Source organism: Musicola paradisiaca NCPPB 2511 (assembly GCF_000400505.1).
Taxonomy (GTDB): Bacteria; Pseudomonadota; Gammaproteobacteria; order Enterobacterales; family Enterobacteriaceae; genus Musicola; species Musicola paradisiaca.
In genome coordinates this window covers 2,330,924-2,346,156 of sequence record NZ_CM001857.1, presented here as the reverse complement: position 1 = coordinate 2,346,156, position 15,233 = coordinate 2,330,924, and the positions used below count along the sequence as shown (strand labels likewise).

16 protein-coding genes are annotated in these 15,233 nt (G+C 49.9%); 9 read left to right on the top strand and 7 right to left on the bottom strand.

The features are described from left to right. Positions 1–369: 369 nt before the first annotated feature. From DPA2511_RS10275 to DPA2511_RS10265, 3 genes are all read left to right on the top strand, one after another. Positions 370–1,197 carry a hypothetical protein gene (locus DPA2511_RS10275; protein ID WP_226376586.1) on the top strand — a complete coding sequence of 276 codons (828 nt, stop codon included), beginning with the start codon at positions 370–372 and terminating at the stop codon, positions 1,195–1,197. Further along, positions 1,194–1,454, top strand: a complete 261-nt coding sequence (locus DPA2511_RS10270) for a hypothetical protein (protein WP_012765598.1) — start codon at positions 1,194–1,196, stop codon at positions 1,452–1,454. Before DPA2511_RS10275 ends, DPA2511_RS10270 begins: the two co-directional genes overlap by 4 nt. 162 nt (positions 1,455–1,616) lie before the next feature. Beyond that, positions 1,617–1,883: a hypothetical protein gene (locus tag DPA2511_RS10265; RefSeq protein WP_023638299.1), complete on the top strand. Its 267-nt coding sequence runs from the start codon at positions 1,617–1,619 to the stop codon at positions 1,881–1,883. 259 nt (positions 1,884–2,142) lie between these two features. Here the strand turns inward: DPA2511_RS10265 and DPA2511_RS10260 are convergent, their stop codons facing one another. Continuing rightward, positions 2,143–2,397, bottom strand: a complete 255-nt coding sequence (locus DPA2511_RS10260) for a SymE family type I addiction module toxin (protein WP_153247095.1) — start codon at positions 2,395–2,397, stop codon at positions 2,143–2,145. Here DPA2511_RS10260 and DPA2511_RS10255 point away from each other — a divergent pair. The 3 genes from DPA2511_RS10255 to DPA2511_RS10245 all read left to right on the top strand — a co-directional run bounded on the left by DPA2511_RS10255 (position 2,396) and on the right by DPA2511_RS10245 (position 3,291). Beyond that, positions 2,396–2,614, top strand: coding sequence for a hypothetical protein (locus DPA2511_RS10255; protein ID WP_012765596.1), 219 nt, complete (start codon positions 2,396–2,398; stop codon positions 2,612–2,614). The genes DPA2511_RS10260 and DPA2511_RS10255 overlap by 2 nt on opposite strands. Before the next feature lie 105 nt (positions 2,615–2,719). Beyond that, positions 2,720–2,983 (top strand): type II toxin-antitoxin system ParD family antitoxin, encoded by a 264-nt coding sequence (locus tag DPA2511_RS10250; protein WP_012765595.1) that lies wholly within the window; start codon positions 2,720–2,722, stop codon positions 2,981–2,983. Then, positions 2,980–3,291, top strand: coding sequence for a type II toxin-antitoxin system RelE/ParE family toxin (locus tag DPA2511_RS10245; protein WP_012765594.1), 312 nt, complete (start codon positions 2,980–2,982; stop codon positions 3,289–3,291). Before DPA2511_RS10250 ends, DPA2511_RS10245 begins: the two co-directional genes overlap by 4 nt. Positions 3,292–3,792: 501 nt before the next feature. Here the strand turns inward: DPA2511_RS10245 and dsbB are convergent. Together dsbB and nhaB are read right to left on the bottom strand one after the other, a co-directional pair. Beyond that, on the bottom strand, positions 3,793–4,323 hold the full coding sequence (gene dsbB / locus DPA2511_RS10240; RefSeq protein ID WP_012765592.1) for a disulfide bond formation protein DsbB: 531 nt from the start codon (positions 4,321–4,323) through the stop codon (positions 3,793–3,795). Positions 4,324–4,520: 197 nt separating this feature from the next. After that, positions 4,521–6,095, bottom strand: a complete 1,575-nt coding sequence (gene nhaB / locus DPA2511_RS10235; protein WP_012765591.1) for a sodium/proton antiporter NhaB — start codon at positions 6,093–6,095, stop codon at positions 4,521–4,523. Positions 6,096–6,325: 230 nt separating this feature from the next. On the opposite strand from nhaB, the gene fadR reads away from it, so the two are divergent. Continuing rightward, positions 6,326–7,045 carry a fatty acid metabolism transcriptional regulator FadR gene (gene fadR, locus DPA2511_RS10230; RefSeq protein WP_012765590.1) on the top strand — a complete coding sequence of 240 codons (720 nt, stop codon included), beginning with the start codon at positions 6,326–6,328 and terminating at the stop codon, positions 7,043–7,045. A gap of 51 nt (positions 7,046–7,096) precedes the next feature. Here fadR and DPA2511_RS10225 read toward each other — a convergent pair whose 3' ends face one another. Then, a complete protein-coding gene (locus DPA2511_RS10225; RefSeq protein ID WP_012765589.1) occupies positions 7,097–8,632 on the bottom strand; it encodes a SpoVR family protein in 1,536 nt (511 codons plus the stop codon). Positions 8,633–8,921: 289 nt separating this feature from the next. Here DPA2511_RS10225 and DPA2511_RS10220 point away from each other — a divergent pair, with 289 nt between their 5' ends. Next, positions 8,922–10,172 (top strand): D-amino acid dehydrogenase, encoded by a 1,251-nt coding sequence (locus tag DPA2511_RS10220; protein WP_012765588.1) that lies wholly within the window; start codon positions 8,922–8,924, stop codon positions 10,170–10,172. Between the two features lie 81 nt (positions 10,173–10,253). Here DPA2511_RS10220 and DPA2511_RS10215 read toward each other — a convergent pair whose 3' ends face one another. Continuing rightward, positions 10,254–10,667, bottom strand: a complete 414-nt coding sequence (locus DPA2511_RS10215; protein WP_012765587.1) for a hemerythrin domain-containing protein — start codon at positions 10,665–10,667, stop codon at positions 10,254–10,256. A 212-nt stretch (positions 10,668–10,879) separates the two neighbouring features. On the opposite strand from DPA2511_RS10215, the gene DPA2511_RS10210 reads away from it, so the two are divergent. Continuing rightward, the gene (locus DPA2511_RS10210) at positions 10,880–11,548 is read left to right on the top strand and encodes a metallophosphoesterase (RefSeq protein WP_012765586.1); all 669 of its coding nucleotides are present in this window, start codon (positions 10,880–10,882) and stop codon (positions 11,546–11,548) included. Positions 11,549–11,596: 48 nt separating this feature from the next. Here the strand turns inward: DPA2511_RS10210 and DPA2511_RS10205 are convergent, their stop codons facing one another. Further along, positions 11,597–12,874: a YeaH/YhbH family protein gene (locus tag DPA2511_RS10205; protein ID WP_012765585.1), complete on the bottom strand. Its 1,278-nt coding sequence runs from the start codon at positions 12,872–12,874 to the stop codon at positions 11,597–11,599. Between the two features lie 37 nt (positions 12,875–12,911). Further along, complete coding sequence (yeaG, locus tag DPA2511_RS10200) at positions 12,912–14,846, bottom strand: protein kinase YeaG (RefSeq protein WP_012765584.1); 1,935 nt, start codon at positions 14,844–14,846, stop codon at positions 12,912–12,914. Positions 14,847–15,233 lie beyond the last annotated feature (387 nt).

Here is a 15,233-nt window from a genome sequence, read left to right as displayed (position 1 = left end):
GTGGTCATGCAGGTGCGCCGTCTCCTTAACCGTCGGAGCCACAGAGCGCCGCAGAGCGTCGCTTGCGGACTCTGTGCCGTCCGCACCGGCAGACCCCGCGCCGGAGCCACAGGCAAGCTGTGGCCCCGTCACGGGTTGCGATGGAACCCCAACCCCCAACAACGGATGGCAGCGGCTACCGCCGCTGCTATGATGCGAGGGTTGCAGGCAAAAGTCACGGCAGGGCGGTAGCGTGTCGGGGGCCAAAACCGCGTATCGGGGCTTGGGTGTCCGGGTATCGAAATGCATCAGGAAAAACCGGCTGTAACCGGCTGACGGCACAGGGAAAAGTGGTGTTCGGCGGCTGACTTCGCAACGGATGACGTTGTTGTGGAGAATAACTTTTTGAGCAGCATATCCTCAGCGAAACGGGATGCACTGGCGGAAAAAATACTAAAAGGTGATAAGTCTCTGAAGACGGCTAAGGAGTTCCTGGAGCTTGAGAATGCGGATCAGCGAAGTGATGCGTTAGTCGCGCTGTTCAACAAAGATCCAGCATCAATGTCTACGGGAGAAAAAGCGGAGCTGGCAAGTTATCTGAGGATCTACGCTTCCGAGATGCAAACTCAATATGGGGAAGCGGTGACCAAAGAGCTGATCACTGGGATGCTCGCGGGGCGGGATTACCTGAAATCAGCTCCTCAGACGGAAGCACAGCGAAAAGCCCAGAGCATTATGAATACATGGGGTTATCACAAATCCAATGCGAGTATTGGTGATCCGGTACTGTTGTTTGGCAGTAATGTTCTTGGCCTGACTATAAAAGAAAGTATGGCGGCCAATGCAGCAATAGGTACGGTAGTGAATGCCGGTTCTCAACTTAGTGGTCAGGATCCTTTCAGCTATGTCGATGCGGTGATGGCAGGAGTGACGGCAGCGCTGACAACGGGTAAAGGCTGGCAGGTATCTGCGGCGATAAATATGGGAGGTACGGCGGTTGGTAGCGCTATTAAGGGCGAAGATCCGACCAACTCTGTGATTGCTGCTGGGGTTGGTAGTGTGGCTGGTAGCGCTGGCAGTAAAGTTATTGATGTATTGTCTCCAATAACTGATCAAGTAACAAAGGATGTTGTTGGTGCAGTTACGGGATCGGCTGCTTCAGAGTTGACCGGGAATGCTGTAAAAAGCGAATTGGATAAGAGAGATAAAAAGCAATGAAGATCTTTAAAAAAGTAGGCATTGCATGGCTGTTTTTTTTGATTTTTTATTGTTCTCTTTTGGTATCCACAGTTCTTTTTATATGCCAGTTAGGGGTTTCAGCCGTTTTTTATTTTAGCGACGGTCAGTTTCTTTTTTTATGGGCAGATGCACTTCATATCGCTTTAAAAAAAGGATGTATTGTTGGTTTTATTCTGGGTATCGGCCTATGGGTGAAAGCCAAGTTACAAGAACACAAAGATAAAAAGAACCCGTAGAGTGACTTTAGAATCCCGGCCCTCGCGCCGGGATCCCTCAAGTGCAATAGGTAAAGTTGTTGATAAAACAACCGCTGATATAGGTGGAGCAGTGGTAGGCTCGGTGGTCTCTGAAGCTGTAGGTAATGGTGTTAAAGAACAAGTAGATAAGGCAGGGAAAAAATGATTCGCTTTCAAAAAGTAAATTTATTCCTGCTAATCTTTTTGATCGGTTATTGGTCTTTGGTTATATCCATAACCATATTTTTAGCTAAGTTTGGTGTGGCCATATTATTTTTTTTAACGAGCAGCAATCCTTTGTATTTTGATTGGTTTGTTGAGTGCATATCAGCGGTAAAAAAAGGAGTTTCGGCAGGTGCAATTTTAGGTATGGGAATTTGGATTAAAGCTAGATTAGAAAAGAAAAAATCCAAAAAGCCAGATAACTAATCTTGCTTATATTTGACAACGCTCCCGGCCCTCGCGCCGGGAGCGTCGTTTTTACCGGTCAGACTCTCCGTGCTGTCTTCATCCCATCGCTCTTGTTCGTGATCTGTGGTGGTGGCCTGAAAGAGCTTCAGCCCCCGGACAGGAAATGTTTTGTGGCCACCGCCAGTGGGCCGTGTCCCCAAAACCACCCGGTCAGGGCCATGCCCGACACCCCACCGTTAAAACAAAAACCCCCGGATACGACCGGGGGTGGTGTTGGTTACTCGGCAAACTTAAGGCCGCCGGGGTAATGCCTGATCCAGTTGGCGGCGGCGTCCGGGTCAAAGGGTTCAATGCTCAGCCCTTCCAGACAGTGCCACAGTTCGCGGGTGTTCTGGGCGGTGATGACCATGCAGCCGGGCATGACCCGTATTTTTAACGGCATCCCGTCGGTAAACCCGGCCTCGGTGAGCCAGGCACCTTGCAGGGACACCGCCTGAAAGCGGGCGCGTGCATAGCGTTCGGCTTGGGAAATGCGTTGTTTTTACGAGCAGGGAGAGACGGCAAAACGCAGCCAGGCCAGCAGGAAATATCGTGATGCCTTGACGCAGACCAGCGTGTCGGCGGGCGGTAGCCTGACCGTTGGGACGATGACCGGCAGCGGCTACCTGAGCGCGAGTGGCGGTTCATACGAGCGCCGCATCCTGCGGAGCAGTCGGGCAGTGACGAAACCGGGCGGCTGGCTGACCTGATGGTGGATGATGATGCACATCAGGACGAAGGGGTTGACGGCGCAGCAAAGGAAGAAAATACTAACAGATAGTAATAGATATTATCCTGTGTGGTTGGAGGCAATGATGGCAACCAGTATCGCGTTAAGTCCGTACTTCGAGCAGTTTATCCGTGAACAAATCGACAGTGGGCGTTACAACAATGTCAGCGAAGTGGTACGCGCCGGGCTGCGGGCGCTGGAAGAGCGTGAGCAGCAGATGAAGCTGGATGCGCTGCGGGCGGCGGTAGAGCTGGGCGTGAACAGCGGGCCGGGCAAGGAGGCACAGGCGGTGTTCGGTCGTCTGTCGGAGAAATACCGCCGAATGGCGGAAGGTGAGCAGCCGGAATGAACGTGAGCATATCGCCGCTGGCCGAGCAGGATATCGAGGCGATAGGCGACTATATCGCGCAGGATAATCCGGTACGGGCGGTGAGCTTCGTGGAAAGCCTGTACCAGCAGTGCATCCTGATAGGCGAAAATTCCTGGCTGTACCGTGAACGCCCGGAACTGGGGCGCAGCATCAGAAGTTGCAGCTACGGGCGTTATCTTATCCTGTACGGCACAACGGAAACGGCGGTGCGGATAGAGCGTGTGCTGCACGGTGCGCGTGATATCGACAGTCTGTTCAGTGCGTTGCCGGACAGCCCGCAAAGTTAGCGCTCTCTATGATGACAATCGCCGGCTGTCTGGTGTTAAAGCCGAAGTCTTCCAGCCAGCGGCCCTTGAGCGTGATCGATGGCAGTTGCCATAAAAAGCTTCAACACCCGGACAGGAAATGTTTTGTCATTACCGTCATGCAGACGGAATGACAAAACCACCCGGTCAGGGCCATGCCCCGACACCCCCGCGTTAAAACAAAAAAACCGGCGCGGGCTGGGGGTGAGGTGTGATTACTCGGCAAACTTAAGCCCGCCGGGATAATGCTTAATCCAGTTGGCGGCGGCGTCCGGGTCAAAGGGTTCGATGCTGAGTCCTTCCCGCTATCGGCCGTTGGGTGTGAGTTGCAGCAGTGGGGTGCCTTTCATGTTGTTAGGGGTTGTTCTAGGGTGTAATAAGGAACCACGGGGAGAGGAAGAAAAACGTGTGTATGTTGTTGGAATAATGGAAATATTGTGCCGTTATGGCAACCGGGCCTGATTCGGCCCGGATAAACGATCATTAGCGGCTGAACAGGTCGCGACGTTTGGGGCGAAAAGGTTGAGCGAACAGAACCAGTAAGCCTATCAGCAGATAGACGCCAAAGATCACGATCATCCATTGTGGCATTTCCAGGTTAAGGAAATTCCACTGACGTTCGGAGCAATCACCGGTTGCGGTAAAAATAGCGGGGATCCATTTATCCAGCGGCAACCAGGATGGGAAGCTGACAAAGAAATCGCAGGTAACAAACGGGGAAGGATGCAATTGGATGTTGGTATGTTTTATTGCCAGATCCAGCCCTTCGTAGGCGCTGTAGAGCCATAATGCGATAGCAGGATAACGCAGAATAGTACCTGGTGCGATTGCGCCGACAACCCCAGCGCCCATGATGCCCAGGATGGCTGTACGCTGGTAGATGCATAACACGCAAGGTTTGAGCAACATGCCGTACTGAAAGTAGAGCGCAATCAACTCAAAAGCCAACGCCGTGAAAGCCAGTAGGAGCCAGGCGCCCCGCCCACGGGAGCAACGGTTCAAATATCGCAACATAAAATAAGTCCCTGCCAAAAATGATAGTATGGGCGGTAATTACCGTCGTCACCGCCCTCATTTATTCTCTCTTCAGTGCACTCCGCTACGTAAGAGAGGTTGCTGTGCCAACAAAATATCTGTGTTTTTAACGCTTTCTGTGCGTAAACGCCAGAGGGTGGACCAATTTCGCCCTTACTATACACGAATTGTAACGATTAATGCCCGGCAGCGTGTGTAATCTCCGGTAATTGCAACCACTGTATGGATTGTAAATATTCAGTGGATGGTACCAGCGTCAGTTCGACGCAGAGTAGTCCCACGAGTGTCATGGCCAGGGTATAAGGTAACGCCATCCAGACCATCCGGCCGTATGAGAGACGAATCAGGGGGGCAACGGCTGATGTCAGCAGAAACAGAAATGCCGCTTGCCCATTAGGGGTGGCGACTGAGGGGAGATTGGTTCCGGTGTTGATGGCCACGGCCAACAGTTCATACTGTTGCAAACTGATGTTGCCGGATACATAAGCATTGCGTGCTTCATTAATGTAGACGGAACCGACGAAAACGTTATCCGAAATAGAAGATAGCAGCCCGGTAAACAAATAGAACATTCCCAGTTGAGAGTGTTCAGATGCTTGTAATACAAACTCAATGATGGGAGTAAACAGGTGTTGATCAATAATCACGGCGACTACGGTGAAAAAAACGGTCAATAGGGCAGTAAATGGCAGCGCTTCCTGAAAAGATTTACCGAGAGCGTGTTCATCAGTAATGCCGCAGAATGATGTCGTAAGAATGATGACCGACAATCCGATCAGCCCGACTTCCGCCAGATGGAACGCCAACGCAATGATAAGCCATAAGCCGACAATCGCCTGAACGACCAGTTTGGCTCTCTCCTGTCGGCTGCGTTTGACCGTCACAGAATGGTCATACTCTTCCAGAACGTTGCGCACCGCTGCTGGCAGAGTGATACCGTAACCGAACCACTTATAGCGCTCGACAATAATGCAAATAATTATTCCGGATATCAGAACCGGTACGGTAACGGCGCTCATGCGAAGGAAAAAATTGATGAAATCCCAACCAGCACTTTTGGCGATGATCAGATTTTGCGGCTCGCCAACCATGGTCATCACCCCTCCCAATGCAGTACCGACGCCCGCATGCATTAGCAGACTACGTAGGAATCCGCGGAATTGTTCCAGTGCTTTACGATGTTCCTCGCTTCGCATTGCGCTATCGTCACTGATATCGACATGTTCGCCTTGGGCCGAGGCATAACGGTGATAGATTTCATAAAAGCCGACGGCAACGCTGATAATTACAGCGATGACTGTTAAGGCATCAAGAAATGCTGAAAGAAATGCAGCGGCGAGACAAAAAGCCAAAGATAATCTGACTTTTGAGTGGATATTCAGGAGTAGGCGGGTAAAGGCGAACAGTAAGAGCTGTTTCATGAAATAAATGCCTGCCACCATGAATACCAGCAATAATAACACTTCAATATTATTTGTGATTTCACGCCATACTTGATCTGGGGCGGTCATGCCAGAGAAAATAGCCTCCAGGGCGAGTAATCCACCCGGTTGCAGGGGGTAGCATTTCAGTGCCATGCCAAGAGTAAATATGAACTCAATGACGAGTAGCCAGCCTGCCAAAAGTGGGCTTACGAATAGAAAAATCAAAGGGTTGATAATCAGGAACGAGAGTATGGCGAGCTTGTACCAGTCGGGGGCATTGCCAAGGAAATTTTTGAGGATAATACGGTGAGCAGGTAGGTCCAACATCGTAGTGTTTTTTCCTTATCGTTAATATTGTTTAACAATCTAAAGCGTGTTTAGAGGAATTTATAGCAAATCGCGCAGTATATTCGATTATGTCTGAAAGGAATTGTCTTTAGTCACAGTTTTTATGTCGAATTGAGACGCTAAGGTTCTTCTATGCTATGTCATGTAGGGTTCGTTTGGTATGATGATGTTGACTTTCATTGGTAAACATCGCTACGGAATATAAACTTATGGTTATTAAGGCGCAAAGTCCGGCGGGATTCGCGGAAGAGTATATTATTGAAAGTATCTGGAATAATCGTTTTCCTCCTGGCTCCATTCTTCCGGCAGAACGAGAACTGTCCGAGTTGATTGGCGTCACCCGTACCACGTTACGTGAGGTGCTACAGCGCCTTTCCCGTGATGGCTGGTTGACGATTCAGCATGGTAAGCCAACCAAAATCAACAATTTTTGGGAAACATCAGGTCTCAATATTCTGGAGACACTGGCGCGGCTTGATCATGATAGTGTTCCTCAACTGATAGATAATCTGCTGGCGGTTCGCACGAATATTGCCGGTATTTTTATTCGCACGGCCGTTAGGCTTCACCCTGCCAAATCGGCAGAAATACTTAAGATAGCTGAATCTGTTCAGGATACGTCCGATGCGTATGCCGAACTGGATTACAACATCTTCCGTGGATTGGCCTTTGCCTCCGGCAATCCGATTTACGGTTTGATCATTAATGGCTTGAAAGGGCTTTATATCCGGGTTGGACGTTACTATTTTTCTAATCAGGATGCACGTAAAGTGGCCTTGTCGTTCTATCGCCGTCTTGAGTCGCTGAGCCGGGAAGGACTTTATGAACAAGTGCCTGATGCTATTCGCCAATATGGTAAAGAGAGTGGTTCAATCTGGCACGGAATGCAGAATGCCATTCCCAAAGATCTGGCGGAAGGCCGTCGCTAAATAAAACGGGTAGCCAGTTGGCTACCCGTTTTATGTGATATCCCGTTCCTATCAGGGATTGCTGCTGCGGGATGGGCAGCGATCTATCAGTTCTATGCTGCCATCTTCATTAACCTGTTCCATATAGACATCAAATCCCCACAGCCGGTGTACGTGCTTCATGACTTCGCTGCTGCTTTTATCCAAGGGGGTACGCTGTTGCGGCACATAGCGCAGCGTCAGCGAACGGTTGCCGCGTAAATCCACATTCCAGACCTGAATATTCGGTTCGATATTACTCAAATTATATTGAGCCGAGAGTTCCTGTCGTATTTTCTGATACCCCTTCTCATCATGTATTGCCGCGATTTCCAGATAGTTATTGTGGTCGTCATCCAACACAGTGAACAGCCGGAAGTCCCGCATGACCTTAGGTGATAGAAACTGGCTGATAAAGCTTTCGTCTTTGAAGTTCTGCATGGCGAAGTGCAGAGTATCAAGCCAATCTTTGCCAGCAATATCTGGGAACCAGTAGCGATCTTCATCGGTCGGATACTGGCAAATCCGCTTGATATCCTGGAACATGGCAAAGCCTAACGCATAGGGATTGATGCCACTGTAATAAGGGCTGTTATACGGTGGTTGATATACCACATTGGTGTGGCTGTGCAGAAATTCGAGCATGAAGCGATCGGAGAGTTTCCCCTCATCATACAGATGGTTGAGGATAGTGTAGTGCCAGAAGGTTGCCCATCCTTCGTTCATGACTTGAGTCTGTTTTTGCGGATAGAAATATTGGCTGATTTTACGCACGATACGCAGCATTTCCCGCTGCCATGGTTCCAGTAACGGTGCGTTCTTTTCCATAAAATAAAGCAGGTTTTCTTGCGGCTCCTGAGGGAAACGGCGTGATTTTTCCTGCGTATTTTCCTGCTCTTTACGCGGCAAAGTCCGCCACAGTTCATTCACCTGGCTTTGCAGATAGGCCTCGCGGCTTTTCTGGCGCAATTTTTCCTCTTCCAGCGAGATCTTCTGCGGGCGTTTGTAACGGTCTACACCGTAGTTCATCAAGGCATGGCAAGAGTCGAGCAGTCGTTCTACTTCATCTACGCCGTGACGCTCTTCGCACTGTGCAATGTATTGTCTGGCGAATAACAGATAATCAATGATGGAACTGGCATCCGTCCAACTGCGGAACAGATAGTTGCCTCTGAAAAAGGAATTATGGCCGTAACAGGCATGTGCCATAACCAGCGCCTGCATCGGCATGGTATTTTCTTCCATCAGGTAGGCGATACAAGGATTTGAATTAATTACAATTTCATAAGCCAGTCCTTGGTGTCCATGCTTATAACGTTGCTCGGTTTCAATGAACTTTTTCCCAAAGGACCAGTGAGCATAGTTGATGGGCATCCCGATACTGGAGTAGGCGTCCATCATTTGCTCGGAAGTAATGACTTCAATCTGATGAGGATAGGTATTCAGCCGGTACAGTTTGGCAACCCGATCTATTTCATCCAGATAGATTTGCAGTAGATCGAATGTCCAGTCTGGTCCATCATTCAGACGTTGTGGGTTTGTCACCCGGTCATCAATCGATATAGCCATCAGCGCACCTCACTATTACCGCCAGCGCCATCATGTTGGCGCCAGCCTATTTAAATCGTAGCCCAATATGGGAAAAGTGGTGTGAAATCGGTAGCTTGGATGAAACATTTCGTCATGGTTGAGCATTTCATCTTACGTGCCCGCATTGTTCTCTCATAATAAATAAAAGCTATATCTCGACGGATGACAATTAATAGCCAAATGCTAAAGTAGTCTTTTATTTTGGTATGAGTGGCTTTATGCAGCATATTTCGCGGGTTTGGCGGAAGAGTATGGGAGAACAGTAATAATGAACGTGGTGATATTAGGGAGTGGGGTGATTGGCGTCAGTACTGCCTGGTACCTGAGTCAGTCGGGACATAATGTCACGGTAATTGACCGGCAAGCAGAGCCGGCGCAGGAAACCAGCGCGGCCAATGCAGGCCAGATTTCTCCCGGCTATTCTGCGCCATGGGCAGCGCCGGGTATCCCATTAAAAGCGGTTAAATGGCTATTTCAGCGGCATGCGCCTTTAGCTATTCGTCCTGATTTCACAACGGCTCAGTTGCGTTGGATGTGGCAAATGTTGCTGAATTGCGATGATGCACATTACCAGATCAACAAAGCGCGAATGGTTCGTTTGGCCGAATATAGCCGTGATTGTCTCCAACAGTTGCGAGATAAAACAGGGATCGCCTATGAGGGCCGTCAGGGGGGAACGTTGCAGTTGTTTCGTACTCCGCAGCAGTTTGAAAACGCACAGCGTGATATTGCTGTGCTGAAAGAGGCCGGCGTGCCCTATCAACTGTTGGAGTCGGATGAACTCTCCTCAGTCGAACCGGCTTTGGCCGCTGTTCGCCATCAGCTGACGGGAGGGTTGCGGCTGCCGCACGATGAAACCGGTGATTGTCAGCTATTTACCCGACAGTTGGCGCAGATGGCGGCGGATGCTGGCGTCACTTTTCGCTTTGGTGTGGAGGTACAGCGTCTGGACGTTGAGGGGAATCGTATCGCGGGGGTGTATTGCAATGGCGAAAAAATCGTTGCCGATGCATATGTCGTCGCCTGTGGTTCTTACTCTACGGCGTTGCTGGCGACATGGTTTTCTATCCTGGTCTATCCATTAAAAGGATATTCATTAACCATCCCATTGGAGGATGAGGCAGGCTCCCCGGTATCGACGGTGCTGGATGAAACATTCAAGGTTGCCATCACTCGCTTTGACCGACGCATTCGTGTCGGCGGGATGGCGGAAATCGCCGGATTTGATCTTTCACTCAATCCCAAACGGCGTCAGACGCTGGAGAAAGTAGTCCGCGATTTGTATCCGCACTGCGGCCCTATCGAACAGGCGGTTTTTTGGACGGGGTTACGCCCGATGACGCCGGATGGTACGCCGTTGGTGGGCCGGTCGCCGTTGCAAAATCTGTACCTCAATACCGGCCACGGTACATTAGGGTGGACGATGTCTTGTGGTTCCGGTCAATTGCTGGCGGATATTATTTCGGCGAAAACACCGGATATCGAATCCGACGATCTTTCGTATTTCCGCTATCTCTAGATCGTCTGTGTTTTCTGGTGCCGTGTGGATACGGCACCACACTGCGTTATTCCATTTATCCGGTCATATCGTGCCGCCGGTTTATTCGATCGATTCAATGGTGGGATAGAAATCGTGATCTTCCCGGCTCATGCGCTCGTAGATATTGCGCAGTACCCGGTTGGCGTCCTGACGAAACGCATCATCCTGATCCGTCAGGCTGGCGGCGGTGTTCCAGCGGCGGGAAAACACGTCGTATTCAGCGGCAATCTTGGTCATTTCTTCCTGGTAGCGCTTCCCCATTTTATTCAGTTCCGAATCCCTATGCTGCTGTAATAACGGGTAGAGAACGCGATCCTCAGCCGAAAGATGCAGTTTGATGGTTGAGCTCATGCTGACGATAAGTTTCGCTATCTCATGGGCGTGAATCGTCACGCCCATTTTACTGAGTGAACGTAGTGCCGAGATGTTATCCAGAATGATTTCATGTTGATGCTTAAATTTTGTTAGATCCATAGTGCAATCCCGAGTGGTGATATTTATATTGCATTTTAAATACATCTTTTTGAATGTCACTTGTTTTTAACTGTGGGAAAATTCAGTTGTGATTTTTTGAAATAATAAGCCCTTTAATTAAAAGGTGGGCAATACTTACATCAGAGGTCAGCGCAACGGAGTGTGCACGGTGATCGACTGATACGGCGAGTGAAGCCGGTACGGGGGAAAGCATGAGCCTTTATCTGCGAATTGATGGCACCGACTGGCGCAATATTTATGTCGTAGGTGATCTGCACGGATGTTATCCGCTATTTACGAGCAAACTGGCGTCATGCCAGTTTGAAAAGGAGCAGGATTTGATGATTTCCGTTGGTGATTTAATCGATAGGGGAACACACAATCTGGAGTGTCTCGAATTGATAACGCAGAAATGGTTCCGGGCAGTGCAGGGAAATCATGAGCAGATGGCGATTGTTGGATCTAAACACGAGACATCGCGCGATCATTGGTTGAATAACGGCGGCGGCTGGTTTTTTCAACTGAATGATACGCCAATGCATCGTGCGCAAATCTTGTTGGAGGAAACTGCGCGGTTGCCGCTGGTGATTGAAGTGAATTCGGGTGATCGTCGTTATGTGATTGCACATGCCGATTATCCCGGACATGACTATGCATTCGATAAGCCGATTGATGCTCAACGAGTCGTGTGGAATCGCAGCCGTATCAGTGAAGCCACCAGAGGCGTCGGCGCCTCGATTAACGGCGCCGATCTGTTTATCTTTGGACACACGCCGGTACTTCGTCCCTTACGTTTCCTGAATCTCTATTACATTGATACCGGTGCAGTATTTACCGGTAATCTGACGATGATTCAGATTCAGGGATTGTCCCATCATTAAAAAAATATCAGCCAGCAAGCGCTGGCTGATGTTGGGATAGTGCGGAGATTACGCATTAGCCGTTTGTTTATGAAAAAGCTCGCGAAAGACTGGGTAGATATCTTCCTGATCACGAATATGCTGCATAGCGAAATTCTCGTACTGTTCCCGTAATATTTCATATTCACGCCACAGTGTCTGATGTGAACGCCGGGTGATCTCGATATAGCTGTAGTAACGAACGACCGGCAAGATATGGGTTGTCAGCAGTTCGCGGCACAGCGGCGAGTCATCAGCCCAGTTGTCGCCATCCGATGCCTGTGCGGCGTAAATATTCCATTGCGTGGGGTCATAGCGCTCTTTAATTACCTCCTCCATCAGTTTTAAGGCGCTGGATACGATGGTTCCGCCGGTTTCTTGTGAGTAGAAAAACTCCTGTTCATCTACTTCTTTTGCTTGCGTATGGTGGCGAATGTACACCACCTCCACATTTTTGTAGGTACGGCTCAGGAACAGGTACAGCAGGATATAGAAACGTTTGGCGATATCCTTCGTTGCCTGATCCATTGAGCCGGACACATCCATCAGACAGAACATAACGGCCTGGCTGGATGGTTCAGGTCTACGTTCATAATTTTTATAACGAAGATCAAAGGTATCAATGAACGGCACGCTGGCGATACGTTGGCGTAATTCGGTAATTTCCTGCCGGATGCGCTCCTCTTCAAGCAGCTGGGCTGGTTCTGTATTTTCCAGCTGTACCAGTTCTTCTTCCAGATGATGCAGTTCGTGCCGCTTCCCTGCGGTCATGGCCATGCGGCGAGCCAACGAGTTTTGCAACGAACGCACCACACTGATATTGGCGGGAACCCCGTTAGAGGTGTATCCCGAACGATGTGTTTTGTATTCATTCAATTGACGGTGCTCGGTTTTTTTCAGGTTCGGCAGCGCCAGATCTTCAAACAGCAGGTCAAGGTATTCATCCTTCGAAATCTGAAAGACGAACTCATCCTGTCCCTCGCCATCCTGACCGGCATCCCCCTGGCCTGAACCTCCTCCGCCACCGCCGCCTTGTGGCCGCTCAATTTTGTCGTTTTGTACAAAATGATCGTTACCGGGGTGAACCCGGTGACGCACGCCGCCACGGCCTTGATGGAACATCGGCTCACTGATATCCGAATTGGGGATCGAAATCGATTCCCCGTTATCCACATCGGTTACCGAACGCTTGTTGATGGCCTCGGCAATCGATTGTTTTATCTGCGATTTATACCGGCGCAAAAAGCGCTGGCGGTTCACCGCGCTTTTGTTTTTACCGTTTAATCGCCGATCAATGAAATAGGCCATGTTTCCCCCAAACGACGTTGTCTGCCGATGTGTTGCATCAGGACGACTTCCTCACGCGCAGATACCACTCGCAGAGCAAGCGCACCTGTTTGCGGGTGTAGCCTTTTTCCATCATGCGATCAACAAAGTCGTCGTGTTTCTTCTGTTCTTCCGTTGACGTCTTGGTATTAAACGAAATCACCGGCAGCAATTCTTCGGTGTTTGAGAACATTTTCTTCTCAATGACCGTGCGCAGTTTTTCGTAGCTGGTCCAGTTCGGATTGCGGCCGTTATTGTTAGCCCGAGCGCGCAGCACGAAATTGACAATCTCGTTACGGAAATCTTTCGGGTTGCTGATGCCCGCCGGTTTTTCAATTTTCTCCAGTTCAGCGTTCAGTGACTCGCGGTCAAAAAGTTGACCGGTATCCGGATCGCGGTACTCCTGATCCTGAATCCAGAAGTCGGCGTAGGTAACGTAACGGTCGAAAATATTCTGTCCGTACTCGGAATAGGATTCCAGATAGGCAGTTTGAATTTCTTTACCGATAAATTCCGCATACTTGGGAATCAGATACCCTTTCAGATGCTCCAGATATTTCTCTGACACGTCCTGCGGAAATTGCTCGCGCTCGATTTGCTGTTCCAGCACGTAGAACAGATGTACCGGGTTGGCTGCCACCTCGCCGTGATCAAAGTTGAAAACACGCGACAGAATTTTGAAGGCAAACCGGGTAGAAAGCCCTTTCATGCCTTCGTCAACGCCGGCATAGTCGCGATATTCCTGATAGGACTTCGCTTTCGGGTCGGTGTCCTTGAGGCTTTCGCCGTCATAAACCCGCATCTTCGAATAGATGCTGGAGTTTTCCGGTTCTTTCAACCGCGAAAGAATAGAGAAACGCGCCAGCGTTTCTAACGTTCCGGGAGCGCAGGGCGCACGGCACAATTCGCTGTTTGTCAGCAGCTTATCGTAGATTTTGACTTCTTCGGACACGCGCAGGCAGTAAGGCACCTTGACGATATAGACACGGTCGAGGAAGGCCTCGTTGTTTTTGTTGTTACGGAATTGCACCCATTCCGATTCGTTGGAGTGGGCGAGGATGATGCCATTGAATGGCAGGGCAGCGATGCCTTCGGTGCCGTTATAGTTCCCTTCCTGTGTGGCGGTCAGCAACGGATGAAGCACTTTGATCGGTGCCTTGAACATTTCCACGAATTCCATAATGCCCTGGTTGGCCCGGCACAACGCGCCGGAGTATCCGTAGGCATCGGGATCGTTTTGTGCAAAATGTTCCAATTTTCGAATATCGACTTTGCCGACCAGCGCAGAAATATCCTGATTGTTTTCGTCGCCGGGCTCGGTTTTGGCGATGGCCAGTTGAGCCAGAATCGACGGCCAGACTTTGACGACGCGGAACTTGGTAATATCGCCGCCAAACTCCTGCAGTCGCTTGGCGGCCCAGGGCGACATGATCGTGCCGAGGTAACGGCGGGGAACGCCATATTCTTTTTCCAGAATGGAGGCATCTTCCTGAGGGTTGAACAGGCTGAACGGATGGTCATTCACAGGGCTGCGCTCGCCATTGGCGCTCAGCACATAAATCGGCACCCGTTGCATCAACGCTTTAAGGCGCTCGGCCAATGAGGACTTGCCGCCGCCCACCGGCCCCAGCAGATAAAGAATCTGTTTCTTTTCTTCAAGCCCCTGCGCCGCGTGCTTCAGGTAGGACACGATCTGCTCGATAGCCTCCTCCATTCCGTAAAACTCTTCAAACGCAGGGTAGCGGGCGATTACCCGGTTGGAAAATAACCGAGACAGACGCGGTTCCTGGGCAGTGTCCACCATAATGGGCTCACCGATAGCCATCAACAACCGCTCTGCGGCATTCACGTAAGCGCTACGATCCTGCTGGCAGATGGTAAGGAACTCCTGCAAGGTGAATTCTTCATCCTTGGCAGCGTCGTAACGCTGACGGTAATGATCAAATATGTTCATAACGATGCCCGTCCTTCGTCGATTAACACAGAGTTAGAGAGCGAATGGTATGTGTACTGCCCGTGTAATGGATGCTCTCCCGGAAGAAGCACTTCCCTCTGAATACAGCAACCCTTATGCCAACTTGTGGTATCGGGATTTGTTATCAACCGTTCATCTGCGCTGGATTCAGTGGTCAGCCATCCCCTTAGGTTAAAGCGTAGTTTGCATCCATAAAATTTCCTCCATTCTTACAACGTATTTTTAAGATATTTCAAGGACTCACTTTGCAAACCCGGCGCGTAATCTGGTGCGATATGCTTGTGGGTCGCGCCGATAAAGGCGTTATCGGCGGAAGATAAAATCGTTATAACGTAGGTATATTTCGTATTAATGTGACTTGGGTAT

Excerpts from the sequence above, each read along its gene's own strand:
- DPA2511_RS10225 (WP_012765589.1), bottom strand. The coding sequence starts at position 8,632 with ATGGCTATATCGATTGATGACCGGGTGACAAACCCACAACGTCTGAAT.
- dsbB (WP_012765592.1), bottom strand. The coding sequence starts at position 4,323 with ATGTTGCGATATTTGAACCGTTGCTCCCGTGGGCGGGGCGCCTGGCTC.
- yeaG (WP_012765584.1), bottom strand. The coding sequence starts at position 14,846 with ATGAACATATTTGATCATTACCGTCAGCGTTACGACGCTGCCAAGGAT.
- DPA2511_RS10270 (WP_012765598.1), top strand. The coding sequence starts at position 1,194 with ATGAAGATCTTTAAAAAAGTAGGCATTGCATGGCTGTTTTTTTTGATT.
- fadR (WP_012765590.1), top strand. The coding sequence starts at position 6,326 with ATGGTTATTAAGGCGCAAAGTCCGGCGGGATTCGCGGAAGAGTATATT.
- DPA2511_RS10250 (WP_012765595.1), top strand. The coding sequence starts at position 2,720 with ATGGCAACCAGTATCGCGTTAAGTCCGTACTTCGAGCAGTTTATCCGT.
- DPA2511_RS10205 (WP_012765585.1), bottom strand. The coding sequence starts at position 12,874 with ATGGCCTATTTCATTGATCGGCGATTAAACGGTAAAAACAAAAGCGCG.
- DPA2511_RS10265 (WP_023638299.1), top strand. The coding sequence starts at position 1,617 with ATGATTCGCTTTCAAAAAGTAAATTTATTCCTGCTAATCTTTTTGATC.
- nhaB (WP_012765591.1), bottom strand. The coding sequence starts at position 6,095 with ATGTTGGACCTACCTGCTCACCGTATTATCCTCAAAAATTTCCTTGGC.
- DPA2511_RS10255 (WP_012765596.1), top strand. The coding sequence starts at position 2,396 with ATGCGTTGTTTTTACGAGCAGGGAGAGACGGCAAAACGCAGCCAGGCC.
- DPA2511_RS10215 (WP_012765587.1), bottom strand. The coding sequence starts at position 10,667 with ATGGATCTAACAAAATTTAAGCATCAACATGAAATCATTCTGGATAAC.
- DPA2511_RS10210 (WP_012765586.1), top strand. The coding sequence starts at position 10,880 with ATGAGCCTTTATCTGCGAATTGATGGCACCGACTGGCGCAATATTTAT.
- DPA2511_RS10245 (WP_012765594.1), top strand. The coding sequence starts at position 2,980 with ATGAACGTGAGCATATCGCCGCTGGCCGAGCAGGATATCGAGGCGATA.
- DPA2511_RS10220 (WP_012765588.1), top strand. The coding sequence starts at position 8,922 with ATGAACGTGGTGATATTAGGGAGTGGGGTGATTGGCGTCAGTACTGCC.